The sequence below is a fragment of the Pseudomonas fluorescens genome (assembly GCF_902497875.1).
In the GTDB taxonomy this organism is placed as follows: Bacteria; Pseudomonadota; Gammaproteobacteria; order Pseudomonadales; family Pseudomonadaceae; genus Aquipseudomonas; species Aquipseudomonas fluorescens_BR.
Genome location: NZ_CABVHY010000006.1, coordinates 134,020 through 160,392, shown reverse-complemented (window position 1 = coordinate 160,392; position 26,373 = coordinate 134,020). Strand labels below are relative to the sequence as shown.

22 protein-coding genes and 2 tRNA genes are annotated in these 26,373 nt (G+C 60.1%); 5 read left to right on the top strand and 19 right to left on the bottom strand.

Going from position 1 to position 26,373, the window contains the following annotated elements; translation table 11 throughout:
* Positions 1-3: 3 nt before the first annotated feature.
* The 5 genes from F8N85_RS07760 to rnr form a co-directional block, all read right to left on the bottom strand.
* The gene (locus tag F8N85_RS07760; protein ID WP_150803064.1) at positions 4-897 is read right to left on the bottom strand and encodes a hypothetical protein; all 894 of its coding nucleotides are present in this window, start codon (positions 895-897) and stop codon (positions 4-6) included.
* Positions 898-933: 36 nt separating this feature from the next.
* Positions 934-1,164 carry a 30S ribosomal protein S18 gene (gene rpsR, locus F8N85_RS07755; protein WP_002551829.1) on the bottom strand — a complete coding sequence of 77 codons (231 nt, stop codon included), beginning with the start codon at positions 1,162-1,164 and terminating at the stop codon, positions 934-936.
* Between the two features lie 28 nt (positions 1,165-1,192).
* Positions 1,193-1,618: a 30S ribosomal protein S6 gene (rpsF, locus tag F8N85_RS07750; protein WP_020299424.1), complete on the bottom strand. Its 426-nt coding sequence runs from the start codon at positions 1,616-1,618 to the stop codon at positions 1,193-1,195.
* Between the two features lie 285 nt (positions 1,619-1,903).
* The gene (gene rlmB / locus F8N85_RS07745; protein ID WP_150803063.1) at positions 1,904-2,665 is read right to left on the bottom strand and encodes a 23S rRNA (guanosine(2251)-2'-O)-methyltransferase RlmB; all 762 of its coding nucleotides are present in this window, start codon (positions 2,663-2,665) and stop codon (positions 1,904-1,906) included.
* Complete coding sequence (gene rnr / locus F8N85_RS07740; RefSeq protein WP_150803062.1) at positions 2,662-5,292, bottom strand: ribonuclease R; 2,631 nt, start codon at positions 5,290-5,292, stop codon at positions 2,662-2,664. The genes rlmB and rnr overlap by 4 nt, the downstream gene beginning before the upstream one ends.
* Positions 5,293-5,517: 225 nt before the next feature.
* Between rnr and F8N85_RS07735 the strand changes: the two genes are divergently transcribed.
* The 4 genes from F8N85_RS07735 to F8N85_RS07720 all read left to right on the top strand — a co-directional run bounded on the left by F8N85_RS07735 (position 5,518) and on the right by F8N85_RS07720 (position 8,793).
* Positions 5,518-5,604 (top strand) — tRNA-Leu (locus F8N85_RS07735).
* A 167-nt stretch (positions 5,605-5,771) separates the two neighbouring features.
* Positions 5,772-5,858: transfer RNA gene (locus F8N85_RS07730), tRNA-Leu, on the top strand.
* A gap of 359 nt (positions 5,859-6,217) precedes the next feature.
* A complete protein-coding gene (locus tag F8N85_RS07725; RefSeq protein ID WP_150803061.1) occupies positions 6,218-7,228 on the top strand; it encodes an extracellular solute-binding protein in 1,011 nt (336 codons plus the stop codon).
* Positions 7,228-8,793, top strand: coding sequence for an ABC transporter permease (locus tag F8N85_RS07720; RefSeq protein WP_150803060.1), 1,566 nt, complete (start codon positions 7,228-7,230; stop codon positions 8,791-8,793). The genes F8N85_RS07725 and F8N85_RS07720 overlap by 1 nt, the downstream gene beginning before the upstream one ends.
* Before the next feature lie 113 nt (positions 8,794-8,906).
* On the opposite strand, the gene F8N85_RS07715 is transcribed toward F8N85_RS07720, so the two are convergent.
* The 12 genes from F8N85_RS07715 to F8N85_RS07660 form a co-directional block, all read right to left on the bottom strand.
* Positions 8,907-10,841 (bottom strand): methyl-accepting chemotaxis protein, encoded by a 1,935-nt coding sequence (locus tag F8N85_RS07715; protein ID WP_150803059.1) that lies wholly within the window; start codon positions 10,839-10,841, stop codon positions 8,907-8,909.
* A 138-nt stretch (positions 10,842-10,979) separates the two neighbouring features.
* The gene (locus tag F8N85_RS07710; RefSeq protein WP_150803058.1) at positions 10,980-12,272 is read right to left on the bottom strand and encodes an adenylosuccinate synthase; all 1,293 of its coding nucleotides are present in this window, start codon (positions 12,270-12,272) and stop codon (positions 10,980-10,982) included.
* A gap of 54 nt (positions 12,273-12,326) precedes the next feature.
* Positions 12,327-13,514, bottom strand: a complete 1,188-nt coding sequence (locus tag F8N85_RS07705) for an ATP phosphoribosyltransferase regulatory subunit (protein ID WP_150803057.1) — start codon at positions 13,512-13,514, stop codon at positions 12,327-12,329.
* Between the two features lie 318 nt (positions 13,515-13,832).
* On the bottom strand, positions 13,833-14,702 hold the full coding sequence (gene hflC, locus F8N85_RS07700) for a protease modulator HflC (protein ID WP_150803056.1): 870 nt from the start codon (positions 14,700-14,702) through the stop codon (positions 13,833-13,835).
* A complete protein-coding gene (hflK, locus tag F8N85_RS07695; protein WP_150803055.1) occupies positions 14,702-15,874 on the bottom strand; it encodes an FtsH protease activity modulator HflK in 1,173 nt (390 codons plus the stop codon). Before hflK ends, hflC begins: the two co-directional genes overlap by 1 nt.
* Before the next feature lie 96 nt (positions 15,875-15,970).
* The gene (hflX, locus tag F8N85_RS07690; RefSeq protein WP_150640441.1) at positions 15,971-17,272 is read right to left on the bottom strand and encodes a ribosome rescue GTPase HflX; all 1,302 of its coding nucleotides are present in this window, start codon (positions 17,270-17,272) and stop codon (positions 15,971-15,973) included.
* A 12-nt stretch (positions 17,273-17,284) separates the two neighbouring features.
* The gene (gene hfq / locus F8N85_RS07685; protein ID WP_150640442.1) at positions 17,285-17,545 is read right to left on the bottom strand and encodes an RNA chaperone Hfq; all 261 of its coding nucleotides are present in this window, start codon (positions 17,543-17,545) and stop codon (positions 17,285-17,287) included.
* 97 nt (positions 17,546-17,642) lie between these two features.
* Complete coding sequence (gene miaA, locus F8N85_RS07680) at positions 17,643-18,614, bottom strand: tRNA (adenosine(37)-N6)-dimethylallyltransferase MiaA (protein ID WP_150803054.1); 972 nt, start codon at positions 18,612-18,614, stop codon at positions 17,643-17,645.
* Complete coding sequence (mutL, locus tag F8N85_RS07675; RefSeq protein ID WP_412072484.1) at positions 18,614-20,512, bottom strand: DNA mismatch repair endonuclease MutL; 1,899 nt, start codon at positions 20,510-20,512, stop codon at positions 18,614-18,616. The genes miaA and mutL overlap by 1 nt, the downstream gene beginning before the upstream one ends.
* An 8-nt stretch (positions 20,513-20,520) precedes the next feature.
* Positions 20,521-21,933 (bottom strand): N-acetylmuramoyl-L-alanine amidase, encoded by a 1,413-nt coding sequence (locus F8N85_RS07670; protein WP_150803052.1) that lies wholly within the window; start codon positions 21,931-21,933, stop codon positions 20,521-20,523.
* A 15-nt stretch (positions 21,934-21,948) separates the two neighbouring features.
* The gene (gene tsaE, locus F8N85_RS07665) at positions 21,949-22,419 is read right to left on the bottom strand and encodes a tRNA (adenosine(37)-N6)-threonylcarbamoyltransferase complex ATPase subunit type 1 TsaE (RefSeq protein ID WP_150803051.1); all 471 of its coding nucleotides are present in this window, start codon (positions 22,417-22,419) and stop codon (positions 21,949-21,951) included.
* Complete coding sequence (locus tag F8N85_RS07660; RefSeq protein ID WP_150803050.1) at positions 22,407-23,906, bottom strand: NAD(P)H-hydrate dehydratase; 1,500 nt, start codon at positions 23,904-23,906, stop codon at positions 22,407-22,409. Before F8N85_RS07660 ends, tsaE begins: the two co-directional genes overlap by 13 nt.
* Before the next feature lie 63 nt (positions 23,907-23,969).
* Between F8N85_RS07660 and queG the strand changes: the two genes are divergently transcribed.
* Positions 23,970-25,049 carry a tRNA epoxyqueuosine(34) reductase QueG gene (gene queG, locus F8N85_RS07655; protein WP_150803049.1) on the top strand — a complete coding sequence of 360 codons (1,080 nt, stop codon included), beginning with the start codon at positions 23,970-23,972 and terminating at the stop codon, positions 25,047-25,049.
* Here the strand turns inward: queG and F8N85_RS07650 are convergent.
* Both F8N85_RS07650 and orn read right to left on the bottom strand, forming a co-directional pair.
* Positions 25,031-25,642 carry a trimeric intracellular cation channel family protein gene (locus F8N85_RS07650; protein ID WP_150803048.1) on the bottom strand — a complete coding sequence of 204 codons (612 nt, stop codon included), beginning with the start codon at positions 25,640-25,642 and terminating at the stop codon, positions 25,031-25,033. The genes queG and F8N85_RS07650 overlap by 19 nt on opposite strands.
* A gap of 182 nt (positions 25,643-25,824) precedes the next feature.
* Complete coding sequence (gene orn, locus F8N85_RS07645; protein WP_150803047.1) at positions 25,825-26,367, bottom strand: oligoribonuclease; 543 nt, start codon at positions 26,365-26,367, stop codon at positions 25,825-25,827.
* Between the last annotated feature and the right edge of the window lie 6 nt (positions 26,368-26,373).

Below are 26,373 nucleotides of genomic sequence, written 5' to 3'. Positions count from 1 at the left end.
CTTTTAACCTTCACCGTTCGCGTTATCGGCGTCTTTCGGCGCAGAACGACCGCGAAAATCAATCAGGCTGTCGACAATGGCCAACACCACGAGTAACGGATAGAGCAGCTGCATAAACAGCAACAGCGTGACGTACAACCCCACCAGCCAGAACCTGGCCAGTCGCTTTTCAGCCACCAGCCCGTGAATCAGGGCCAGCCCGGCGAACACCAGCGGTACGCTGCACAACGGCGTCAACATGGCCATCTGCGAACCGAAATTCGGCCCCAGAAGCATGCACGCCAGCAGCAACATCGCCGGCCCCAGCGGGATTCGGATGGCGCGAAACTCGCGACCAAAACCACCCGGGTTGTACAACAACGCCTGCCAGTAGCGCCCGACAATCAGGCTCAGCACACTGACGATCTGCAGCAAAGCCGCTATCAGTCCGGTCAGGATGGGTGCAATCAGTGAAGCCAGACGCGCTCGTTCTTCTACCGAAAACTGCTGGTAGAGATCACCGAGCGCCAGCGGCAGGATTTTTACCAACTCCTGCGCCAGGCTTTCGATCTGAGGGCGGTAAACCGCACCCAGCACCACTGAAAACACCAACCCCATCGCTATGCTGACCAGCAGCACGCGGTTCCAGGATTCACTTGCGCGCAAAACCAACGCAAGGCCCGATGACCCGAGCAACACCATAAGTGCGCGCGGGTCGTCGGAATAAAGCCACCAGATCAACGCCGGCAGCATTCCCAGAGCAAGGACGCCAAGGGCATCCTTCAATCCGCGCCGAAGGAGCACGAAGCTTCCCGCGGCAGCACCCAACCAATACAACATCGGCAATGCGGCACATCCAGCCACTACCAGAGTGGCCTGCATACGACCACGCATGATGAACTCAGCTAAGGCGCGCATGCATTCAATCCCTTACTACGTGTCGACTGCCCGGTCTCAGCGGCCGTGGCTGTCGGTGTAGGCCAGCAGGGCCAGGAAGCGGGCGCGCTTGATAGCGGTGGCCAGCTGACGCTGATAACGAGCTTTGGTACCGGTGATACGGCTTGGAACGATTTTGCCGGTCTCGGATACATATGCTTTCAGGGTGTTGAGATCTTTGTAATCGATCTCTTTCACGTCTTCAGCGGTGAAGCGGCAGAATTTACGACGACGGAAGAAACGTGCCATGTAATTGGCTCCTCAAAAGGTCCGTGGATTACTCGTCAGCGTTATCGCTGGCGTCGCTGTTATCGCTGTCATCGCCATCGGCGCTGTCAGAATGCTCAGGACGGTCACGACGCTCACGGCGCTCACTGCGGTTTTCTTCAGCCTTGAGCATCTCGGATTGGCCGGTAACGGCTTCTTCGCGACGGATGACCAGGTTACGGATCACTGCATCGTTGTAACGGAAGTTGTCTTCCAGCTCAGCCAGGGCTTTGCCGGTGCATTCAACGTTCAGCATCACGTAGTGAGCCTTGTGAACATTGTTGATTGCGTAGGCCAGTTGACGACGGCCCCAATCTTCCAGACGGTGGATTTTGCCGCCGTCTTCTTCGATCAGCTTGGTGTAACGCTCTACCATGCCGCCGACTTGCTCGCTTTGATCCGGGTGGACCAAAAAGATGATTTCGTAATGACGCATGAATGCTCCTTACGGGTTGTAGCCTGCCGCTCAAAAGCGGTCAGACAAGGAGTGAATGACACTGTGGACTTGCTTGCGATAGACACATGCGTGCCTGCCGTCACAGCAAGGGGCGCAATTGTAGAGAAGGGACAGAAGAGGTGCAAGGCAATTGGTGATTATTTGAACAATCACCTCGACTGGAAAGCAGAACACTTGTAGGAGCTGCCGCAGGCTGCGATCTTTTGATCTTCTAAAAAGCAAAATCAAAAGATCGCAGCCTGCGGCAGCTCCTACAGAGGTGTGTCAGGACTTTTTGGCAGTAGCCTTGACGCCGCGCTGACGCAGGGCTTCGAACAGGCAGACACCGGTCGCCACGGACACATTGAGGCTGCTGACACTGCCGGCCATTGGCAGGCGCACCAGATAGTCGCAAAGATCGCGAGTCAGGCGGCGCATCCCGCTGCCCTCCGCGCCCATGATCAGGATGGTCGGGCCGGTCAGGTCCTGCTGATACAGATCCTGCTCAGCCTCGCCCGCCGTACCGACGACCCACAAGCCTCGCTGCTTGAGTTTTTCCAGGGTGCGCGCCAGGTTGGTCACGGCCACCAGCGGAATCACCTCCGCCGCGCCGCAGGCCACTTTTCGTACAGTCGGCGTCAGGGTTGCCGACTTGTCTTTCGGCACAATGACTGCCAACGCGCCCGCCGCATCCGCCGAACGCAGGCAAGCGCCGAGATTGTGCGGATCGGTCACGCCATCGAGCACCAGAATCAGTGGCGCGCCTTCAGTGCGGTCGAGCAGCTCGTCGAGCATTGCTTCGCCCCAGACCTGGCTCGGACTGACGTCCGCCACCACGCCCTGGTGCACGCCTTCGACCCAGGCATCCAGCTCACGCTTTTCAGCCTGGCCGACGGCCACCCGATTTTCGTTGGCCAGTTCGATCAACACCTGAACTCGCGGATCATTACGACCCTCAGCCAACCAGATCTGCTTGACCCGCTTTGGGTGATGGCGCAACAACGCTTCTACCGCATGCACGCCGTAGATCTTTTCCAACTGACTCATGACTTGGCCTTTGGTTTACGCACTCCGCCGCTTTTCGCGGCTGGAGCCGAGCCCGCTTTCGGCGGGCCTTTACGGTGTTTACTCGGTTTGGCTGGCTTGTCCGTCGCCCGGTCTGGCGTCGACTTGCCGGACTTTCCCGCAGACGGCGCTTTACCGCCGCTTTTCGCTTCAGACAGCAACGCCTGCTTCATTTCACGACTTTTGCGCAGCTCGGCGTTTTTCGCCGCAGCGTCGCTTGGACGGTAAGCTTCGCCGGTTTTCTTGTCAGCCGCGGTACGCCGCCCGGTCTTGGCCGCTGCCGGCTCAGGAACAGGTTTGGCCGCAGGTACATCGACTCCCGCCGTACGTTTTTTGCGACCGATCGGCGCGCTGATGGTTTTTTCGGCCATCTCGAAGTCGATCTTGCGTTCGTCCAGGTCAACCCGCATGACCCGTACTTCCACGGTATCACCCAAGCGGAAGCTGCGACCGGTACGCTCACCGGCCAGGCGGTGGTGCACTGGATCGAAGTGGTAGTAGTCACCCGGCAAGGCGGTGACGTGCACCAGGCCCTCGACATAGATATCGGTCAGCTCGACGAACAAACCAAAACCGGTCACCGCGGTGATCACACCCGGGAACGACTCGCCGACGCGGTCTTTCATGAACTCGCACTTGAGCCAGTTCACGACGTCCCGGGTCGCTTCATCGGCACGCCGCTCGCTCATCGAACACTGCTCGCCGAGCTGCTCCAGCGCCGCTTCGTCGTACGGATAGATACGCGCTTTGGGAATGGTCATCGCACCGGCGCGCTTGACGTGCGGGGTGTTCTGCTTGGAATGGATCACGCTGCGGATCGCCCGGTGCGTGAGCAGGTCCGGGTAACGACGAATCGGCGAAGTGAAGTGTGTATAGGCTTCGTAATTCAGACCGAAGTGGCCCTGGTTATCGGCGCTGTAAACCGCCTGGCTCAACGAGCGCAGCATGACGGTCTGGATCAGATGGAAATCCGGACGATCCTTGATGCCGGCGAGCAGTGCCTGGTAGTCCTTCGGCGACGGGCCGTCCTTGCCTTTGTGCAGCGACAGGCCGAGCTCACCCAGAAACGCGCGAAGCTTTTCCAGACGCTCCGGCGGCGGACCGGCATGGACCCGGTACAACGCAGGGATTTCATGCTTTTTCAGGAATTGAGCGGTGGCCACGTTGGCCGCCAGCATGCATTCCTCGATCAGCTTGTGCGCATCGTTACGAACGGTCGGGGTGATTTCAGCGATTTTGCGCTCGGAGCCGAAGATGATTCGGGTCTCCATGGTTTCAAAATCGATCGCTCCACGGATATGCCGGGCGCCGAGCAACACTTTGTACAGTGCATACAGCTGCTTGAGGTGCGGCACGACGCCTGCGTATTCGCCACGCAGTTGCTTGGCTTCGCTGGTTTTCGGTTGTTCGAGGATGGTGCTGACCTTGTTGTAGGTCAGGCGCGCCTGCGAGTGGATCACCGCTTCGTAGAACTGGTAATCCGTCATCTCGCCGGTTTTCGAGATCGTCATCTCGCACACCATGGCCAGACGATCGACGTGCGGGTTCAGCGAACACAGACCGTTAGACAGCTGCTCAGGCAGCATCGGTATCACGCGCTCGGGGAAATACACCGAGTTGCCACGCACCTGGGATTCGGCGTCGAGCGCCGAACCGATTTTCACGTAGCTGGAAACGTCGGCAATCGCCACGTACAACTTCCAGCCACCGGAGAACAGGCGCAGCTTGCCCGGCTTGGCTTCGCAGTAGACCGCGTCATCGAAGTCGCGGGCATCTTCACCGTCGATGGTGACGAAGGGCAGATGGCGCAGGTCGATGCGCTTCTCTTTGTCTTTCTCTTCGACTTCCGGCTTGAGCTTGGCGGCTTCTTTGAGCACCGCTTCAGGCCAGACGTGAGGAATGTCGTAAGTACGCAGGGCGACATCGATTTCCATGCCCGGCGCCATGTAGTTACCCACTACCTCCACCACGTCGCCTTGCGGCTGGAAGCGTGGCGTTGGCCAGTGAGTGATCTTCACTTCGACGAACTGACCGACTTTAGCGCTGGCATTGCGACCCGGCGTGACCAGCACTTCTTGCTGGATCTTCGGGTTGTCGGCCACCACGAAGCCGATACCGCCTTCTTCGAAGTACCGGCCAACGATGGTTTCGTGGGCGCGGGTAACCACTTCGACGATCACGCCTTCGCGACGACCACGACGGTCCAGGCCGGAAACCCGGGCCAGCGCACGGTCACCGTCGAACACCAGGCGCATTTGCGCCGGGCTCATGAACAGGTCATCGCTGCCGTCGTCCGGGATCAGGAAACCAAAACCATCGCGGTGACCGCTGATGCGACCGAGGATCAGATCGAGCTTGTCCACCGGCGCGTAGGTGCCGCGACGAGTGTAAATCAGCTGAGCATCGCGCTCCATGGCGCGCAGGCGGCGACGCAGGGCTTCGAGCTGGTCTTCTGTGGTCAGACCAAACTCCTCCACCAACTGCTCGCGGTTAGCCGGCGAACCCCGATCCGCAAGATGCTTGAGGATCAGTTCGCGGCTAGGAATAGGGTTTTCGTATTTTTCCGCTTCACGAGCGGCCTCGGGATCGAGGGACTGCCAATCGGCCATTAGAGAGTTTTCACCTTGTCTATATGCGGGTTAGTTTGGCATACGCGTATTGAAACGGGAAATTTCAGGCTCGGACAGCGCTCGAAACGCCCTTTGCCAAGCATAGAAAGCTCTCATGAATGCCGCTCGTGAAATTTTCCAGGTATTTTTAATAACAGGGGTTTACAGTGAAATAGGTGGTCCGTATAGTGCGCGCCATCGACGACGCAGACGCATGTCGATATTGCCCAGATGGTGAAATTGGTAGACACGCCAGCTTCAGGTGCTGGTGACCGCAAGGTCGTGGAAGTTCGAGTCTTCTTCTGGGCACCAATTCAAGAGCTAGAGATTACATCAATCTCCAGACTCTCACAAAAACCCGCGAAAGCGGGTTTTTGCATTTTAGGTATTTGATTTATTAAAACCAAAACAGGGGTTTACAGATCAAAACGCTCTCCGTATAGTGCGCCTCATCAACGGCGGACAACGCTGCTGATACTGCCCAGATGGTGAAATTGGTAGACACGCCAGCTTCAGGTGCTGGTGACCGCAAGGTCGTGGAAGTTCGAGTCTTCTTCTGGGCACCAATTCAAACTTCAAAGCATTGCTTTGAAGCTTCACAAAAACCCGCGAAAGCGGGTTTTTGCGTTTCTGGCCGTCCAACATCCCCCCCAAAGAGCAGGACTGCATTTTGTGGCGAGGGAGCTTGCTCCCGCCGGCCGGTCCGCGCTCGGGCGAAGCAGTCGTAAGCCGGTGAATGCGGCGAGCCTGACAGAATGCAGTTGCAGTATTTGGGGCTGCTTCGCATCCCAGCGGGAGCAAGCTCCCTCGCCACAGGTGCCTGCACCCGAAAGCCTCCCCTGCATCCCCTCCAGGCGCACACGAGAAACAATATCGTTTATCATTGTAACTAAATATTGCAATGCGCCAGCGAGGAACCCTGCGAATGATGTTTCGAAATACCCTGCGTCGCGGCCTGACCATCACCCTGCTCGGCCTGACACTCGCGTCTCCCCTCACTCAAGCTGCAGACCCTGTTTCCCTGACGCTGTACAACGGCCAGCACAAGGAAGTCGGCGACGCCATCGCCAAAGCCTTCGAAGCCAAGACCGGTATTCACGTCAATGTGCGCAAAGGCAGCAGCAACCAGCTCGCCAGCCAGGTCGTCGAAGAAGGCGACCGCTCCCCGGCCGACGTGATCTATACCGAAGAGTCTCCACCGCTGAACAAGCTTGGCGAACAGGGCCTGCTGGCGACGATCGACGCCAGCACGCTCGACGTTCTGCCCAAGGAATACGTGGCCGGCAATGGCACCTGGATGGGCGTCACCGCACGGGTTCGGGTGGTCGCGTTCAACCCGAAACTGATCGCCGAACAAGACCTGCCGACATCGGTCATGGAATTCTCCCAACCGCAATGGCAAGGCAAGGTCGGCTTCGTCCCCACCAGCGGCGCCTTCCAGGAACAGGCCGTGGCGATCATCAAAGTGCACGGAATGGACGCGGCCGAAGAATGGCTGACCGGCCTGCGGGCGTTCGGCAAGGTCTACAGCAACAATATGGTGGCCTTGAAGGCCGTGGAGAATGGCGAAGTCGCCACTGTCCTGGTGAACAACTACTACTGGTTCGCCCTGCAGCGCGAAAAAGGCCAGCTCGATTCCAAACTGCATTACTTCACCGGCGGCGATGTCGGCGGACTGATTACCGTCTCCAGCGCGGCGGCACTCAAATCCAGCAAACACCCCAAGGAAGCCCAGCAGTTCCTCGCCTTCATGGCCGGCGAAGAAGGCCAGCGCATTATTACTCAGACGTCGGCGGAGTACCCGCTGCGCAAGGGCATGGAATCGGATCGCGACCTCAAACCCTTCAGCGAACTGCAACCGCCAAACGTCACCCCGGCCGACCTCGGCAACGCCGAACAAGCCCTGGAGCTGGAACGTGACGTTGGCCTGAATTGATGAGCGCATCGCTACCCGCCGGCGTCTTGCGCAGCGGTTTTGTACCGAGGCGCAAACGGCCATCGATCTGGCTGCTGCTGCCCGTATTGTTGCTGGTCGCCATGAGCCTGCTGCCGCTGCTCTATGTCGGACTCAAGGCCTGGCAGGCTGGCTGGACCGAGGCACTGCATCTGTTGTGGCGACCGTATGTGTTCGGCTTGCTGCGCAACACGCTGTTGCTGATGGTTGGTGTCACGCTGGCGTGCGCGGTGATCGGCCTGTCGCTGGCCTGGCTGCTGGAGCGCAGCAACTTGCCCGGGCGGCGCTTGTGGGGCGTGGTGCTCTGCCTGCCGTTCGCGGTACCGGCCTTCGTCAGCAGTTTCACCTGGGTGTCGCTGAGCGCGAACTTCGAAGGCCTGGGCGGCGCCATTCTGGTCATGACCCTTTCCAAGTACCCCCTGGTTTTCTTGCCCGTGGCAGCCACCTTGCGCAACCTCGATCCATCCCTGGAGGAGTCCGCGCGGACCCTGGGGCAAAATCGTTGGGGGGTGTTCTTCAGGATTACCCTGCCACTGCTTTGGCCTTCGTTACTGGCCGGCGCCCTGCTGATCGCCCTGCACATGCTGGTGGAGTTCGGCGCCCTGTCGATCATCGGCCTGCAAACCTTTACCACGGCGATCTATCAGCAGTTCGAGCTGGAATTCAGCAACGCCAATGCGGCGATGCTGTCCGCGGTATTGCTTGCACTGTGCCTGGTGCTTTTGTGGTTGGAGTTGCGGGTTCGCGGCAAGGGCCGTCACGTGCGCATTGGCCAGGGCGCGGCGCGGCATGCCGAGCAGGTTCAGCTAGGTAAATGGGCGGCTGCGGGCCAGTTGTATTGCCTGCTGCTGACGATTATCGGCAGCGGCATTCCGCTGGGCATGCTCGCGTATTGGTTGGCCGTGGGCTCGTCAGCGGCATTCCCGGTCGGCGCCATCAGCGAAGCCTTGCTGTCTTCGCTGGCGCTGTCCCTGGGCGGCGCAGCACTGTGCCTGGTGCTGGCAGTGCCGGTCGGCCTGCTGGTAGTTCGCTACAAAGGCCGATTGGCCCTGTGGGCGGAGCGCCTGCCCTATCTGCTGCATGCACTGCCAGGCCTGGTGATTGCGCTGACGCTGGTGTTCTTCGCCTTGCACTATGTACCGGCGCTGTATCAGACGTCCGGCTTGCTGCTGATTGCTTATGCCCTGCTGTTTCTGCCACTGGCTCAGGCGCCGATCCGCACCGCCCTGAACAAAGCCGCACCGCAACTGGAAGAAGCTGCCCGAACCCTCGGAGCGTCTTCTTTCAGCGCATTTGTCAGGGTGACCCTGCCGATCATCTTCCCGGCGCTGGGGGCAGCGTTTGCCTTGGTGTTCCTGGATGCCATGAAGGAGCTGACGGCGACCTTGCTGCTCAGCCCGACCGGGCTCAACACTTTGGCAACGGAAGTCTGGGCGCATACCGCGAATGTGGAGTTTGCAGCAGCGGCGCCTTATGCGGCGCTGTTGATTCTGGTGTCAGGGTTGCCGGTGTATTTGCTCACGACGAAGATGTATCTGAGTCGCTGAAAGCGCCAAGATCGCAGCCTTCGGCAGCTCCTACACCGACCGAGTACACCTCCGGCATTGAGATGTACGCAAACTGTAGGAGCTTGCCGCAGGCTGCGATCTTTTCGGGCCTATTACGCCCTGAACTGCCCCAGGCTCGCCTTCAACTGCGCCGCCAGCCCATCCAGCACCTTGCCACTGGCAGTGGTTTCCACCACTGCCTGAGCCGCCCGCTCGGCCTGGGCATGAATAGTTTCAACCCGCCCACGCACCGCATGTGCGCCTTGCGCCTGAAGGGCGGCCGCCTGGGTCGCCAGACCAATCGCCGCATGCACCTGCTCGACCGAGGCCTGCACCGACTGCTGCAGCCGCGCGCTGTCGCGCAACACCAGCAAGCCTTCGCTGGCCTGACGACCTGCCTGGCCAATGGCCGCTACCGCCTCACGGGCACCTTGCTGCAAGGCGCCGATGTGCGCCTGGATATCGCCGGTAGAGCTCTGGGTCTTGCTCGCCAGCGCCCGCACTTCATCGGCTACGACCGCAAAGCCACGCCCGGTCTCACCGGCACGGGCTGCTTCGATGGCCGCGTTCAGCGCCAACAGGTTAGTCTGCTCGGCAATTCCGTGAATCACCGTCAGCACCACTTCGATCTGCTCGCTTTGTTGCGCCAGCCGCTCGATCACTTTGGACCCGGTCTCCACCTGTCCGGCCAAGGCTTCGATCAGACTGCCGACCTGAGCCGAGGTCCGGGTGTTCTGGTCGGTCGCCTGACGGATATCCACCACTTGCTGCAAGGCCGCCTGCATGGCATGACTTTCGGCCTGCGCTTCATCAGCCATTTGCGACAGCGCCCGCAAGCTCTCGGCCACCTCGTCGCGCTGCGCCGCTGCCGCTGCGTCGGCACCGGCATTGCGCAAGGTCATGGCGCCGATTTCCACGCCCGTACGCTGCGCCACATCACCCGCCTCGCGAACGATCGGCTGCAACTTGTCGACAAAGCGATTGACCGCCGAGGCCATTTCGCCAATCTCATCCTTGCTGTTGAGCTGCACGCGCTTGGTCAGATCCCCCTCCCCGGCCGCCAGATCATTCAGCGCCGCGATTAGCAAATGCAATCTGTTGACCACTCGACGCCCCAGGACCACCGCCAGTAACAGCAGTACACCGAGGCCGACCAACGCCAGGCCCATGCCAATCCGCCAGCGCAAGGTGGCCGCAGCCTCCTGCACGGTGCTGGTAGTGTTGTCTTTCATCTCGGAGGCGGTGGCTTGTGCCGACTGCAAGCGCGCCCGCATGGCCGTGGCGCTGTCAGCCGCCGCACCTTTGAGGCTGTCGCCCACCAGTTGATCACCGCTGGCGATCAAGGCCGAGAAGCGCTGGTCCAGCGCCGCCAGATCGGTTTCCACCGACGCGGTGGAGACACCCATCAAGACCTTGCCGATTTCCACGCCGTTAGGGTTGATCGAGGCTTCGAGGTAGTAGACCGAAGGATCGTTTTTCGCCGCATCGAGGATTTTATCCATCGCGCGATCACCCTGGCCCTTTTCCAGCAGCGCCTTGTTGATCGGGTTTTCGCGATTCATATAGCGAGTCAGGTGCTGGCCGGTGGCGTCGTCATACACCACGAACAGTACGTTGGGATTGCGCTGGGCGCGTCGAGCGAACTCGGAAAGGGCCGGCACGTCACTGTCCCACATGGCCCGCGGAGCCACCGAAGCCAGCAGCTGGGCCATGTCATTGGCCGAGTCCTTCAGACCCTTTTCCAGCGTCGCGCGCAATTGCGCCTGCTCGTCTTCCAGCCGCGAGGACAATCCTGCGGTCAGACGTTGACGGGTACTGGTGGACAGGCTGTCGAGACTCGACGTGACTTCACGTCCCGCCTGCTCAAGTTCGCCTGCGAGTTTTTGGCTATCGACGCCCAGGCGATTGCCGAGATCGGCTTCCAGTGCGGTCACTGTGCTCCGGGTCAGGGCGACAGCCACCAGTACTTGCACCAAGAGGGCGATACCAAGGGTAACGAACACAGGCCGCAATAAACGGCTTTGTAACAGTGAGAGAACGGCCGACACAGGAAATCCCTCTGCTAGGACGCCATTAAATTGATGGCAGCCAGAAAAAGGGAATCACAGCAAGGGTCGTGCCGTTTGACCGACAGAAACGAAAAAGGGCCCTGAGAAGGGCCCTTTGTCTTTTACATCAACGACTTATTAAGCGAACGGATGACGCAGAACGATGGTCTCGTTGCGGTCCGGGCCCGTCGAAATAATGTCGATCGGCGCGCCGACCAACTCTTCGACGCGTTTGATGTAGTTGCGAGCAGCCTGAGGCAGCTCTTCCAGGGTCTTGGCGCCGAGGGTCGATTCGGTCCAGCCCGGCATTTCTTCGTATACCGGTTCCAGGCCGATGTAGCTGTCGGCGTCGGTTGGTGCGTCGATCACTGCACCATCCTGGTTCTTGTAGCCCACGCAGATATTGATGGTCTCTAGACCATCAAGCACGTCGAGCTTGGTCAGGCACAGGCCGGAGATGCTGTTGACATCGATAGCGCGACGCAGGATCACGGCATCGAACCAGCCGCAACGACGGGCACGGCCGGTGGTAGCGCCGAACTCGTGGCCACGCTTGGCCAGGAATGCACCGATGTCGTCGAACAGCTCGGTCGGGAACGGGCCCGAGCCCACGCGAGTGGTGTACGCCTTGGTGATGCCAAGGATGTAATCCAGGTACATCGGACCAAAACCCGAACCGGTGGCGATGCCGCCAGCGGTGGTGTTGGAGCTGGTGACGTACGGGTAGGTACCGTGGTCGATGTCCAGCAAGGAGCCTTGAGCGCCCTCGAACATGATGTCTTTACCCGCGCGACGCAGTTCGTGCAGTTCGGCGGTGACGTCGAGCATCATCGGCTTGAGCAGTTCGGCGTATTCCATGCACTCGTCGAGCGTCTTCTGGAAATCGATCGCGGGCTCTTTGTAGTAATTGACCAGCACGAAGTTGTGGTAATCCAGCAACTCGCCCAGCTTGGCGGCGAAACGCTCGCGGTGGAACAGGTCACCAATGCGCAGACCGCGACGGGCAACCTTGTCTTCGTACGCCGGGCCGATGCCACGACCGGTGGTGCCGATCTTCAGCTCGCCACGGGCCTTTTCACGGGCCTGGTCCAGCGCCACGTGGTAGGACAGGATCAACGGGCAGGACGGGCTGATACGCAGACGCTCGCGTACCGGTACACCCTTCTCTTCCAGCTTGATGATTTCACGCAGCAAGGCGTCAGGTGCAACCACTACACCGTTACCGATCAGGCACTGCACGCCATCGCGCAGGACGCCCGACGGGATCAGGTGCAAAACGGTTTTCTCGCCATCGATCACCAGCGTGTGACCGGCGTTGTGGCCACCTTGATAGCGCACTACCGCGGCAGCATGTTCGGTCAGCAGATCAACGATCTTGCCTTTGCCCTCATCACCCCATTGGGTGCCCAGGACTACGACATTCTTACCCATAACACTTGTCCTCATTCGCGCAAACTTGGTGCCGGCAACGGCCGGCAGGAAAACTCAAGAAGCCAGCGGCAATACTTGCCAAAGCCCGTTCTGCTGAATCAATTGCCGGTCGCAGTCCGCTTCACGGGCGGCGGCCAAAGGTTGCCCAGGCAACGCCTGAACGACACGCTGACCCTCACTGCGCAACTGGCAAACCTGCTGCCAGAGTGCTGCGTCCGTACTGTCAGGCATCCAGATACCGCCAGACGGTAGCTCGACTTCAGCACGCCCCAGGGTCACCAGGGTTTTCAAATCGGTAGAGAAGCCAGTCGCCGGACGGGCACGACCGAAGTCGGCGCCGATATCGTCATAACGACCGCCCTGAGCGATGGACTGGCCAACACCCGGTACGAATACCGCGAACACCACACCGGTGTGATAGTGGTAACCGCGCAACTCACCCAGGTCGAAGTACAGCGGCAACTCGGGGAAACGCGCGGACAATCGCTCGGCAATCGCCAGCAAATCGTCCAGCGCCGCCAGTACGGGAGCCGGCGCATTGGCCAAACGCTCGCGAGCAGCGGGCAGTACTTCACGACCGCCACACAAATCAACCAGGGCCCGCAGCATGCCCGACAAATCGGCGGGCAGGCCTTCGGTCAAGGTAATGACCTCATCGATCGCCTTGCGTTGCAGGGCGTCGAACAATTGTTGTTCCACTTCACCGGACAAACCGGCGGCACGGGCCAGGCCGCGATAGATGCCGACATGACCGAGGTCCATGTGCACATCCGGCACGTCGGCCAGTTGCAGCATAGCCAGCATCAGGCTGATGACTTCAACATCGCTGCTCGGACTGGCATCGCCATACAGCTCGGCACCCAGCTGGATCGGGCTGCGCGAGGACGACAAGGCCCGCGGCTGGGCATGCAGGACGCTGCCGGCATAGCACAGACGGCTCGGCCCTTCGCGACGCAGGGTGTGCGCATCGATGCGCGCCACTTGCGGCGTGATGTCGGCACGAAAGCCCATCTGCCGGCCCGACTGCGGGTCGATCACCTTGAAGGTTCGCAGATCGAGATCCTGGCCTGCACCCGTCAGCAGGGATTCCAGGTATTCGATATGCGGGGTGACGACGAACTCATAGCCCCAGCTCTGGAACAGATCCAGCACCTGGCGGCGCGCTATTTCAATGCGCGCCGCTTCCGGCGGCAGTACTTCTTCGATGCCATCTGGCAGCAGCCAGCGGTCTACCGTTGCCATTACGCCATTCCCCTATGATCCGGGTGGCCAGCCTATGGGCGAGCCTTGAGTGAAGCAGAAAATGATTGATTCATGTGTACAAACCCCGCGCATGAACAACGGGACGAACAGCCTGAAATCGGCTTCGCCAACCACTTTCCTCGAAAAAACTGTCGAGTCATTCCACTCGACGCCGTGCAATAAAAAACAGCAATCAAACATGCAGACGCAAAAAAGCCGGGAATTTCCCGGCTGCCGCATCATACACCCGTTTTCCCAAAGGATCACCCCGCCAAGCGCTTTAGCCGCTCGACGGGGTGTTGCCGGATGCGTACTGAATCAAGGCTTGGGCTTTTCCAGATATCGGAAGAAGTCGCTGCTTGGGTCCAGGACCATGACGTCGGTTTTGCTCGCGAAGCTTTCACGGTAGGCGCGCAGGCTACGGTAGAACGCGTAGAACTCCTGATCCTGACCGTAGGCCTTGGAGTAGATCGAAGCGGCCTGTGCGTCACCATCACCGCGAGCCTCTTCCGACTCGCGATAAGCTTCGGCCAGCAGCACGCGACGCTGACGATCGGCGTCGGCACGAATGCCTTCCGCCAGCTCGTTACCTTTGGCGCGATGCTCACGAGCCTCACGCTCACGCTCGGTGCTCATCCGCTCGAACACGCTACGGTTCACTTCCTTCGGCAGATCGATGGCCTTGACCCGAACATCGATCACTTCGATGCCCAGTTCCTTGTTGGCCATTTTGTTCAGCGAAGCCGTGATGTCCGACATCAGCGCGTCACGCTCACCGGAAACCACTTCATGCAGGGTGCGCTTACCAAACTGGTCACGCAGACCCGATTCCAGACGACGCGAAAGGCGTTCGTCAGCAATCTGCTTGAGGCCGGAGGTCGCGGTGTAGAAGCGCTCGGCATCTTTCACCCGCCACTTGGCGTAGGCATCGACCATGACGGCTTTCTTTTCCAGTGTCAGGAAGCGCTGTGTCGGTGCATCCAGCGTCATCAGGCGCGCGTCGAACTTACGCACCTTGTTAACGTAAGGCACTTTCACATGCAGGCCCGGTTGAACGTCCGCCTGGACCACTCGACCGAACTGCAGCAACACCGCACGCTCGGTCTGAGCCACGATGTAGAAGCAGTTCCAGGCAGCGATGGCCACGACGACGCCGACAATAAGGGCGATCAGCGATTTATTGCTCATCAGCGACTCTCCCTGGAACGCGTTGGCTGCTGTTGCTGCGAATCCGCTGCGCTACGCGTGCTCGCATCGGTGCCGCCCACTGCTGCACCCGTTACCGGCGCAGTGCCGCTACGGCCACTTTCGATCATCTTGTCCAGCGGCAGGTAAAGCAGATTGCTCTGGCCGTTTTTATTGCCGCTCACAAGTACCTTGCTGGTGTTGCTGAAGACTTCCTGCATGGTGTCCAGGTACAGACGCTCACGGGTGACTTCAGGGGCTTTGCGATACTCGGCTACCAGCTTGGTGAAGCGATCTGCCTCACCCTTGGCACGGGAGACGACTTCGTCGCGATAACCATTGGCATCCTCAAGGATGCGCTGGGCCTGACCACGAGCTTCCGGCACGACGCCGTTGGCGTAGGTTTCAGCCTGGTTGCGCGAACGCTGCTCATCTTCACGAGCGCGGATCACGTCATCGAAGGCTTCCTGGACTTCACGCGGTGCAGCTGCGCTCTGAACGTTGACCTGAGTGACGGTGATACCGGTGCGATAGGTATCGAGGAAGCGTTGCAGACGTTCCTTGATTTCGCTGGCCATCAATTCACGACCTTCGGTCAGCACCTGGTCCATCTCGGTGGAACCCACCACGTGGCGCAAGGCACTCTCGGTCGCGTGCTGCAGGCTGATTTCCGGCTGATCGACGTTCAGCACGAAGTCCTGCAGGTTGCTGATCTTGTACTGCACGGTCAGCGGCACTTCGACGATGTTCTCGTCTTCAGTCAGCATTTGACCCTGCTTGGTGTACGCACGCTCACGCGTGACGTTTTCCATGTACTTGCGATCAATCGGTGGGAAGTAGATGTTCAGGCCCGGGCCGACGGTTTCGTAGTATTTACCGAAGCGCAGCACGACGGCCTGCTCCTGCTCGTCGACTACGTAAACCGCGCTGTACAGCCAGACAGCCGCCAGCACGACAAGGCCGATGCCGAGCAAGCCGTAACCACCGCCCTTGCCCGAACCACCGCCGTCGTCACCACGTTTTTTACCACCACCGAACAACCCATTCAGGCTTTCCTGTAGCTTTCGGAAGGCCTCGTCGAGATCTGGTGGCCCCTTGCGGTCGCCGTTATTACGGCGTTTACCACCCCAAGGATCCTGATTATTCGAGTTGCCACCCGGCTCATTCCAAGCCATAGCGCTCTCCATCTGATAAAGCAAAGACGCACCCACGGCGCGCCGACCAATGCTACAGAATGCCTGCCACAGCGGCACAACCGCTTTTTCAGGCTTTTATTGCAAAGTGTGTTGCTCGATGAATTCCAGCGGCTGCAGACCTTCGCGACTCACCAGTCGATTCAACTCGACCCGTGGCAAGCGAACGGCCAGCAAACTGATGCCGTCTTCGTCGTGTTCTTCTTTCTGAACTGCGCCCAAGGCGAAGAACTGAGCGCGCAGTCGAGCAAAACGCTGCGGCAAGCGCAAGGTGCCAACGAATAAATCATTGCCAAGCAGCTCTGCGACAGCCTGTTTGAGCAAGTCCAGACCCGTACCGTCCCGCGCCGACAACCAGACCCGCTGCGGTTTGCCATCGGCATCACGCTGGATCTGCGGCTCTACGCCCTCGAGCAGGTCGAGTTTGTTATAGACCTCCAGGATCGGCAAGTCTTGAGCCCCGATCTCGCCCAGCACCACCATGACTTGCTCAATCTGCGCCATACGCTCCGGCTCATGGGCATCGATCACATGCAGCAACAGGTCGGAGTTGCTCGACTCCTCGAGCGTTGCCCGAAATGCCTCGACCAGTTTATGCGGCAAGTGACGGATGAAACCCACGGTATCGGCCAGCACGATCGGACCGAGGTCGTCGAGTTCGAGACGGCGCAGGGTCGGATCGAGCGTGGCGAACAGCTGGTTTGCCGCGAAGACGTCGGAGTCGGTCACCGAGTTGAACAGCGTCGATTTGCCGGCGTTGGTATAGCCCACCAGTGAAACCGTCGGGATGTCGGCACGTTTGCGGCCGCGACGCGACTGCTCACGCTGGCTGCGGACCTTTTCCAGGCGCCCCTTGATCTGCCGCAGGCGAACCCGCAGAAGACGCCGGTCGGTTTCGAGCTGTGTTTCACCCGGGCCGCGCAGACCGATACCGCCTTTCTGCCGCTCAAGGTGAGTCCAGCCGCGAACCAGTCGCGTACTCATGTAATCAAGCTGGGCCAATTCGACCTGGAGCTTGCCTTCATGGGTGCGGGCGCGTTGGGCGAAGATATCGAGAATCAGGCCCGTACGGTCAATCACGCGACACTCGAAAACACGTTCGAGGTTACGCTCCTGACTGGGCGTGAGGACGTGATTGAAAATCACCAGATCTACCTGCTCGGCTTTGACCAGGTCGCGTAACTCTTCGACCTTGCCACTGCCAATCAGGTATTTAGCGGTTGGCCGATGACGCGGCACGTTAAAAAACGCGACGGTCTCGGCGCCGGCCGATATGGCCAACTCCTGAAACTCCTGCGGATCTTCGCGCGCCTCAGGGTCCTGACCATCCAAGTGAACGAGAATTGTCCGTTCACCACCACCGTGGCGCTCAAAGAACAAAGGAGACTCCTATCAGGCGTTACCTGGCTCAGCGTCAGCTTGTTCGGTTTCGGTTGCGCTAGGCAGACGAATTGGACGAACCGGCACTACTGTCGAGATAGCATGTTTGTAGACCATCTGGCTGACGGTGTTCTTCAGCAGGATCACGAACTGGTCGAAAGACTCGATCTGACCTTGCAGCTTGATCCCGTTGACCAGGTAGATAGAAACCCCAACTTTCTCTTTACGTAAAGTATTCAGGTAAGGGTCTTGTAGCGAATGCCCTTTTGACATGTGCCGCACTCCTTTAAGGATCAATAATAAAAAAATTAGAAAAACAAATGGCTTGGGCCGTCACAACCCCCAAAGGATAGACGGCAATTACAAGGACTCAGCTCAATATGGAGACCGTTCCCAGGTATTTCAAGGCGCGTGGCAGATTGTCGCAATCCAGGCTGTCCAGCCAATGCAGGTCAGCCCAGCTGCGTAGCCAGGTGAACTGGCGCTTCGCCAATTGGCGCGTGGCAATGATTCCACGCTCCTGCATCTCGGCTGACGTCAGCTTGCCATCCAGATGATCCCAGACTTGTCGGTAGCCTACAGCACGTATAGACGGCAACCCGATATGCAGGTCACTTCTAGTACGCAGAGCTACGACCTCATCAATGAATCCCTGTTCCAACATTTGTGTGAATCTTTGTGCAATTCGCTCGTGCAGTACCTGACGGTTCGCCGGAGCGATGGCCAAGTTCGCGACAGTATAGGGCAATTGTCCATGTCCCGAAGCGGCTGCTTCAGTACTTTGCGCAGATTGTCGCTGCCGAAGGGCCGTCATGCTCAGGCCGCTGACTCGATAAACTTCCAGTGCCCGGCTCAATCGCTGTGGATCATTGGGGTGAATTCTCGCCGCCGATTCCGGATCGATCACCGCCAACTGGTCGTGCAGGGCTTGCCAGCCGAGGCGTGCAGCCTCTTGTTCGATTTCTGCGCGCACCTGCGGATCGGCCGCCGGCATGTCCGCCAGGCCTTCGAGCAAAGCCTTGTAATAAAGCATCGTGCCGCCTACCAGCAGCGGAATATTGCCGCGCGCGGTGATCTCGGCCATGGCGGCCAGGGCGTCGTGGCGAAAATCAGCCGCTGAATAGCTCTGTGCCGGGTCACGAATGTCGATCAATTGATGGGGAAACTCGGCCAACAGCGCTTTCGAAGGCTTGGCGGTGCCGATGTCCATGCCGCGGTAGACCAGCGCCGAATCGACGCTGATCAACTCGCAGGGCAGCACCTTGCTCAGTTCGATGGCCAGATCGGTCTTGCCAGCGGCCGTCGGCCCCATCAGGAATATCGCGGGAGGGAGCTGACTCATCAACGACCGCGCAAAAATAGTTTGTCCAGATCGTCCAGGCCCAATTGGGTCCAGGTCGGTCGGCCATGGTTACATTGACCGCTGCGCTCGGTGTTTTCCATGTCGCGCAACAACCCGTTCATTTCCGGCAAGGCCAGGCGCCGATTGGCGCGAATCGCGCCATGGCAGGCCATGGTTCCGAGCAACTCGTTCAGGTGCGCCTGAATCCGGTCGCTGGTGCCGTATTCCATCAGGTCCGCCAGCACGTCATGTACCAGCCGATTGGCCTCGGCCTGCTTCAACAGCGCCGGTATCTGCCGAATCGCCAGGGTTTCCGGGCCCAGTCGCTGCAACTCGAAACCGAGCCGTTGGAACCAGCTCATGTGTTCTTCGGCGCAGTCCGCTTCACGCTGGCTGACCGCAATCGACTCTGGTACCAGCAACGGCTGGCCACTCAAGCCTTCACTGGCCATCGCGACTTTCAGTCGCTCATACATGATCCGCTCGTGGGCCGCGTGCATATCCACCAGCACCAGCCCCTGAGCGTTCTCCGAGAGGATATAGATGCCTTTGAGCTGCGCCAGCGCATAGCCCAGGGGCGGAATATCGCCCTGACCATCCGGCAGCGCTGCCGCTGCGTTCTCTGGCAAAGGCGCATAAAACTCGCGATAAGCACTCTGGGCTTCGGCGGCCGGCACCGCCGATTGTGGCCGTGGCGTGTACTGGTACTGATAACCCGCGCCAGCGCCTGAGCCCGGCGCGCTGAACGTCGGTTGCGGCTGCGGCTGTTCCAGCAGCAGGTTGGCCGCCAGACGCATTTCGCCCTGCGGACCGAACTCGCCGGCCTCGATACCGGTGGGGCGGGCCATACCGGCAACCGCGACGGGTGCTGCCAGATGGTCTTCCGGACGCACGTCGCCCAAGGCGCGGTGCAGGGTGCCGTAAAGGAAATCGTGAACCATGCGCCCGTCACGGAAGCGTACTTCATGCTTGGTCGGGTGCACGTTGACGTCCACTACCGCCGGATCGACTTCAAAGAACAGTACGAACGTTGGATGTCGGCCATTGAACAATACGTCGCGGTAAGCCTGGCGCACCGCGTGGGCAACCAGCTTGTCACGCACCGCCCGACCGTTGACGTAGAAATACTGCAAGTCCGCCTGACTGCGAGAAAAAGTCGGCAGGCCCACCCAACCCCACAGGTGCAGGCCGTTGCGTTCGACTTCGATCGGCAGCGCCTGCTCGAGGAACCCCGCACCGCAAACTGCTGCCACGCGCCGGGCGCGGGCCGCGTCGTCATGGGCTTCGTGCAGGCTGAGGATGGTCTTGCCGTTGTGGCGCAGGTGGAAGGCCACGTCGAAACGCGCCAGCGCCAGACGCTTGATCACTTCTTGCAGGTGATCGAACTCGGTTTTTTCAGCCTTGAGGAACTTGCGCCGTGCCGGTGTATTGAAAAACAGATCGCGCACTTCCACCGAAGTGCCCACTGGGTGGGCGGCCGGCTGGACCCGAGGCGCCATGTCACGGCCTTCGGTCTCGCCTTGCCAGGCCTGCTCGGCACCATGAGTGCGGGAGGTCAGGGTCAGTCGCGCGACAGAACTGATGGACGCCAGTGCTTCGCCGCGAAACCCCAGGCTCATCACCCGTTCGAGGTCTTCCAGGTCGCGGATCTTGCTGGTGGCATGTCGCGCCAGGGCCAGCGGCAGGTCATCCGAAGAGATACCGCTGCCATCGTCACGCACTCGCAACAGCTTGACGCCGGCCTGCTCGACGTCCACGTCGATACGCTTGGCACCGGAATCGAGGCTGTTTTCCAGCAATTCCTTGATCACCGAAGCCGGACGCTCGACCACCTCACCGGCGGCAATCTGGTTCGCCAGCCGTGGGCTGAGCAGCTCGATACGAGCGCCGCTGATCATTGCTTCGCTCATTCCTTGACCGCCAGTTCCGAGCTCGGAATGTTAAGGGTCTGACCAATCTTCAGCTCATCGTTCCTCAGGTTATTGGCGCTGCGCAAGGCCGCTGGAGAAACCTGATAGCGCACTGCGATCATCGCCAGTGTCTCACCCGGATTAACCCGATGATCACGCGCCCCCTGCGCAATCTTGCCCGAGTCGCGCAGCCAGGCAATGTAGGTGCCTGGCGGTGGGTTTTGCTGGAAGAATTGCCGCACACCACCGCTGATGGAACGAGCCAATGCTTGCTGGTGGCTGGCCGCCGCCAGTTTCGAGGCTTCGTTGGCGTTGGAGATGAACCCGGTTTCCACCAGGATCGACGGAATATCCGGGGATTTCAGCACCATGAACCCGGCTTGCTCGACGCGCTGCTTGTGCAACGGGGTGACCCGGCCGATGTTGCTCAGCACTTTCTGGCCGACGTTCAGGCTTGAAGTCAGCGAGGCAGTCATCGACAGATCCAGCAACACACCAGCCAGCATGCGGTCCTTGTCATCGAGGCTTACATTGCCAGCACCGCCGATCAGGTCGGAACGGTTTTCACTGTCGGCCAGCCAACGAGCGGTCTCCGAGGTGGCACCGCGGTCGGACAGGGCGAATACCGAAGCGCCAAAAGCCGCCTTGGACGGCGCCGCATCGGCGTGGATCGACACGAACAGGTCAGCGCCTTTCTTGCGGGCAATCTCGGTACGGCCGCGCAAGGGAATGAAGTAGTCGCCGGTGCGGGTCAGCTCGGCGCGGAAGCCTTTCATGCCGTTGACCTGACGCTGCAACTCCCTGGCGATCGCCAGCACTACGTCTTTTTCCTTCTGACCGCGGGAGCCGGAAGCCCCCGGATCCTCGCCGCCATGACCGGCGTCGATCACCACGATAATGTCACGCTTGCCGGCTGGCGCTGGCGGCAACTTGACCGTTGGCTCCACCGGAGTCACGGGTATCACAGGCACCGTGGCGACATTGGTCGGCGGCGGGGTCGGCGCGGCATCGGCGGGATTGTCGAACAGGTCGACCACCAATCGGTTGCCGTACTGCGCATTCGGCGCCAGGGTAAAGCTCTTCGGAGTGACGGCCTGTTTCAGATCGATGACCACCCGCAGGTCGGTCGGCGTGCGCTGGGCCGAGCGCATGGCGGTAATCGGAGTGTTGGCGGAGGAGACATTCAACGGGCCGCCAAGCGTCGCGCCATTGATGTCAATGACCAGACGGTCCGGTGCCGTAAGGGTAAAAACGCTGTGCTGGACCGGACCGGTCAGGTCGAACACCAGTCGGGTGTTATCCGGTGCGCGCCACAGGCGTACGCTACGGACCTGTGTTGCAGCCACAGCGTCGACGGCCAGTGCCGTAAGCAATAGTCCTACGACAGCAACCAACGCGCGAAAGCGCATACCTAACCCCATCATTTATTTGAATTCCAATGCCAAAGCGGCACACCACAACTCGCCACGCGAGCCTTGGGGCAACAAACTCAGCGAACGTCCGCTGTTATGCGGGCTAATGGTAATGGTCAGGTCGGGCTTTGGCAAAAAGCCTGCACCACGCTGGGGCCATTCGATCAGACACAGCGCATCACCTTCGAGGTAATCACGGATACCGAGATACTCCAGCTCCTCCGGATCGACCAGTCGATAGAGGTCGAAATGGAAGGCCCGAACCTTGCCAATCTCATAGGGCTCGACCAGGGTAAAGGTCGGGCTCTTGACCGCCCCCACATGCCCCAATCCACGGATGATGCCTCGCGACAAGGTGGTTTTGCCCGCTCCCAGGTCACCGTCCAGAAAGATGATCCCAAGCCCTTCGGTGACTTGAGCGATACACGTCCCCAACTTGATCATCGACTCCTCGTCGGGTAGATACAGGGTTACTTCAGACACGGTGATTGCTCCTCCAGCAACTGACGAATGGCTGGAATCAAATCACTGGCCGCCAGCCCCCGGCCCAACTTTCCTTGACGCTCGCCGGCGCTGGCATGCAACCAGACCGCCAGACAGGCCGCGTCGAAAGCGTCCATGCCTTGTGCCAGCAGTGCGCCAACCAGGCCCGCCAGCACATCCCCCAGACCTGCAGTGGCCATCGCCGGATGGCCGCGATCACACAGCGCCAGACGACCATCCGGACTGGCGATCAGGCTACCGGCACCTTTGAGCACCACGACCGCTGAATATTTCTTGCTCAATTGGCGCGCAACAGTAAAGCGATCAGCCTGAACCTGCGCTGTCGAGATTCCTAACAGACGCCCCGCCTCGCCTGGATGCGGAGTGATCACGCAACCCTCGGGCAGTTCCAGTCCGCCTCTGGACAGCAGGTTCAGCGCGTCGGCATCCCAGACTTGCGGGACAGGCGCATTGACCGCCGCCGACAACAGGCTGCACCCCCACGCGGCTTGACCCAGGCCCGGGCCAACCACCACTACCGAAGCCTGTTCAAGCAGTCCCATCAGCTGGTTCGCCGAATGCGTGCCCACCGTCATGACTTCCGGCAAACGCGCCAAGGCCGCTGCCACATGCTCGTTGCGGGTCGCCAGCGACACCATGCCGGCACCGCTGCGCAGGGCACTCTCGGCACTTAACAGAATCGCCCCACCCAGGCCACGATCGCCGCCGATCAGCAACACATGGCCGGATTGACCTTTATGGGCAGTGGGCCGACGCTCTGCCAGACGCGGTAGATTACCCGGCACCAGGCGTTTGGCGCTGACACAAGCCTCGGCCAGCAGCTCAGGCGAGGCCTGCAGGTCATTGAACAGCAACTCGCCAACGTAATCCGGAGCCTGGGCGGTGAACAACCCCAGCTTCAAGCCAATGAACGTTACCGTCAGGTCAGCCCGTACCGCCACGCCCAGGACTCGCCCGGTATCGGCACACAGGCCCGAAGGAATATCCACCGCGGCGACTGGCAGGCCGCTGGCATTGATCGCGGCGATGATACTGGCGTAAGGCTCACGCACTTCACCGGCCAGTCCCGTCCCCAGTAGCGCATCCAGCAGGACCCCGCGCAATACGCCGGGCCCGGTCCAGGGCTGGACTGAGACGCCGACCGCCAAAGCCTCGGCATAGGCCAGGGCCGCATCGCCCTGCAATCGCTGCGGATCGCCAGCGGCCAGAACCTGCACCTGCCAACCGCCGCGCTGGGCCGACGCGGCAACCAGATAACCATCGCCAGCGTTATTCCCATGCCCCGCCACTACGCTGAGTTCCCGTGCATCCGGCCAGCGTCGGACCATGGCTCGCCACACGGCCCGCGCGGCACGCTGCATCAATTCGAAGCCCGTGGTGCCCGCCGCAATCAGGCTGGCGTCAAGCTCGCGAACTTGCGCGGCGCTATACAGCGCGTCGGGTAAATCGTCTTTAATGTGCGGCATGCGTCTTCGGGCTCCGATGTCTGGCAGAATTATACGCACCTCAGCCCCGGTTTCTCTCGTCTCATGCCTGCTATTAACACTGACCTCGCCGCTCTCGCCCAATCGATCAAGGATTGGGGTCGCGAACTGGGCTTCCAACAAGTCGGCATCAGCGGCCTGGACCTGGCCGAGCATGAGCAGCACCTGCAACGCTGGCTCGACGCCGGCTATCACGGCGAGATGGACTACATGGGTGCCCATGGCAGCAAGCGCTCCCACCCTGAAGAGTTGGTCCCCGGCACCTTGAGAGTAGTGTCTCTGCGCATGGATTACCTGCCCGGCGATACCCAGATGGCGCAACGTCTGGCTCAGCCGGAAAAAGCCTATGTCTCGCGTTATGCCTTGGGCCGCGATTATCACAAGCTGATCCGCAAGCGCGTGCAACAGCTTGCCGAGCGGATTCAGGCGGTTATCGGCCCCTTTGGCTACCGCGCCTTTGTCGACAGCGCCCCGGTGCTGGAAAAAGCCATCGCCGAACAGGCCGGGCTCGGCTGGATCGGCAAGAACACCCTGGTGCTGAACCGCAAGGCCGGCAGCTATTTCTTCCTCAGTGAGCTGTTTGTCGACCTGCCGCTGCCCGTGGACCCGCCCCACTCCACCGAACATTGCGGCCGCTGCACCGCGTGCCTGGACATCTGCCCGACCAATGCCTTCGTCGGCCCCTATGTACTGGACGCCCGGCGCTGCATTTCCTACCTGACCATCGAACTGAAAACCGCCATCCCCGAGGATTTGCGGCCATTGATCGGCAATCGGGTATTCGGCTGCGATGACTGCCAGATCGTCTGCCCGTGGAACCGCTTCGCCCGCCCATCGGGAGAGGGCGACTTCAAACCCCGGCACAATCTGGACAATGCCGAACTGGCCGAGCTGTTTATGTGGGATGAAGACAAATTCCTCAGCAGCACCGAGGGCTCGCCCCTGCGTCGCGCCGGTTACGAGCGCTGGCTACGCAATCTAGCGGTGGGGCTGGGAAATGCGCCGTCAACGATTCCAGTGCTGGAAGCCTTGAAGGCGCGACGGGACTATCCGTCGGAGTTGGTGAGGGAGCATGTGGAGTGGGCGCTGAGGCAACACGCCAACCGTCAGGTTTCGTCGTTATAGACGAACTTGGGCATGTCCCAATGAAAGCGAATCGCCAGCAAGCGCAGCAGGAAGCCGCTGAACAAGGTCAGCAGAATCGCCTGTTCGCTCGGCAATTGCAGATAGACGCAGAGCAGATAAAACCAGGCGGCGGCAAACGAGACGCTGGCATAGAGCTCGCGGCGGAAGACCAGCGGAATGTCGTTGCAGAAAATATCCCGCAGAATGCCACCGAACACCCCGGTGATCACCCCGCTGACCGAGGCCACCAGCATGCCGTGGCCCATTTCCAGGGCGGTCATGCAGCCGATCAGGGTGAAGGCCACCAAACCTGCGGCGTCGAGCACCAGAAACAGTGAGCGTAAATGACGCATCCACCGCGCAAAAATGATCGTCACCAGTGCCGCGATGGAGGTCAGCACCAGATATTCCGGGTGCTTGACCCAGGTCAGTGGGTAGTGCCCCAACAGCACGTCGCGTACCGAACCACCACCGAGCGCCGTCACGCAAGCGATCAACACCACGCCAAACCAGTCCATGCCACGGCGACCGGCAGACAAAGCACCGGTCATGGCTTCGGTGGTAATGGCAATCAGGTAGAGCATGAGCAACATGGCGGGCAGTCCTTGCGAGAAGGCGCGCAGTCTAACCAGATCGCCTGGGCACCAAAAGAGGGCAACCGTTAATCCATGCAGGAGCTGCCAAAGGCTGCGAACTTTTCGGGATCACCGCTGATATTGGGAAAGATCAAAAGATCGCAGCCTGCGGCAGCTCCTACGGTGACCGAGTTCCTTCATCAGAATTTGATGAAGTTCTTACGGTAGTGCTGCAGCTCGGCGATTGACTCGCGAATGTCGTCCAAAGCCAGGTGGGTGCTGCCCTTCTGGAAGCTGTCGCGTACTTCCGGCGCCCAGCGTGCGGCCAGCTCTTTCAAGGTCGACACGTCGAGATTGCGGTAATGGAAGTAGCTTTCCAGCGCCTTCATGTGGGTATAGAGGAAGCGGCGGTCCTGGCAAATGCTGTTACCACAGATCGGCGATTTACCCTTGGGTACCCATTTTTCCAGGAAGGCAATGGTTTCGGCTTCTGCTTGCGGCATGCTGATACGGCTGTCGCGCACCCGCTGGGTCAGGCCGGAACCGCCGTGCTGACGGGTATTCCACTCATCCATGCCGGCGAGAATGTCGTCGCTGTGGTGGATGGCAATGACCGGACCTTCAGCCAGGGTATTGAGATTGCTGTCGGTGACAATGGTCGCCATCTCGATGATGACGTCGGTGTCGGGGTTCAGACCGGTCATTTCCAGATCGATCCAAATCAGATTCTGCGGGTTTTGCATGTGTCG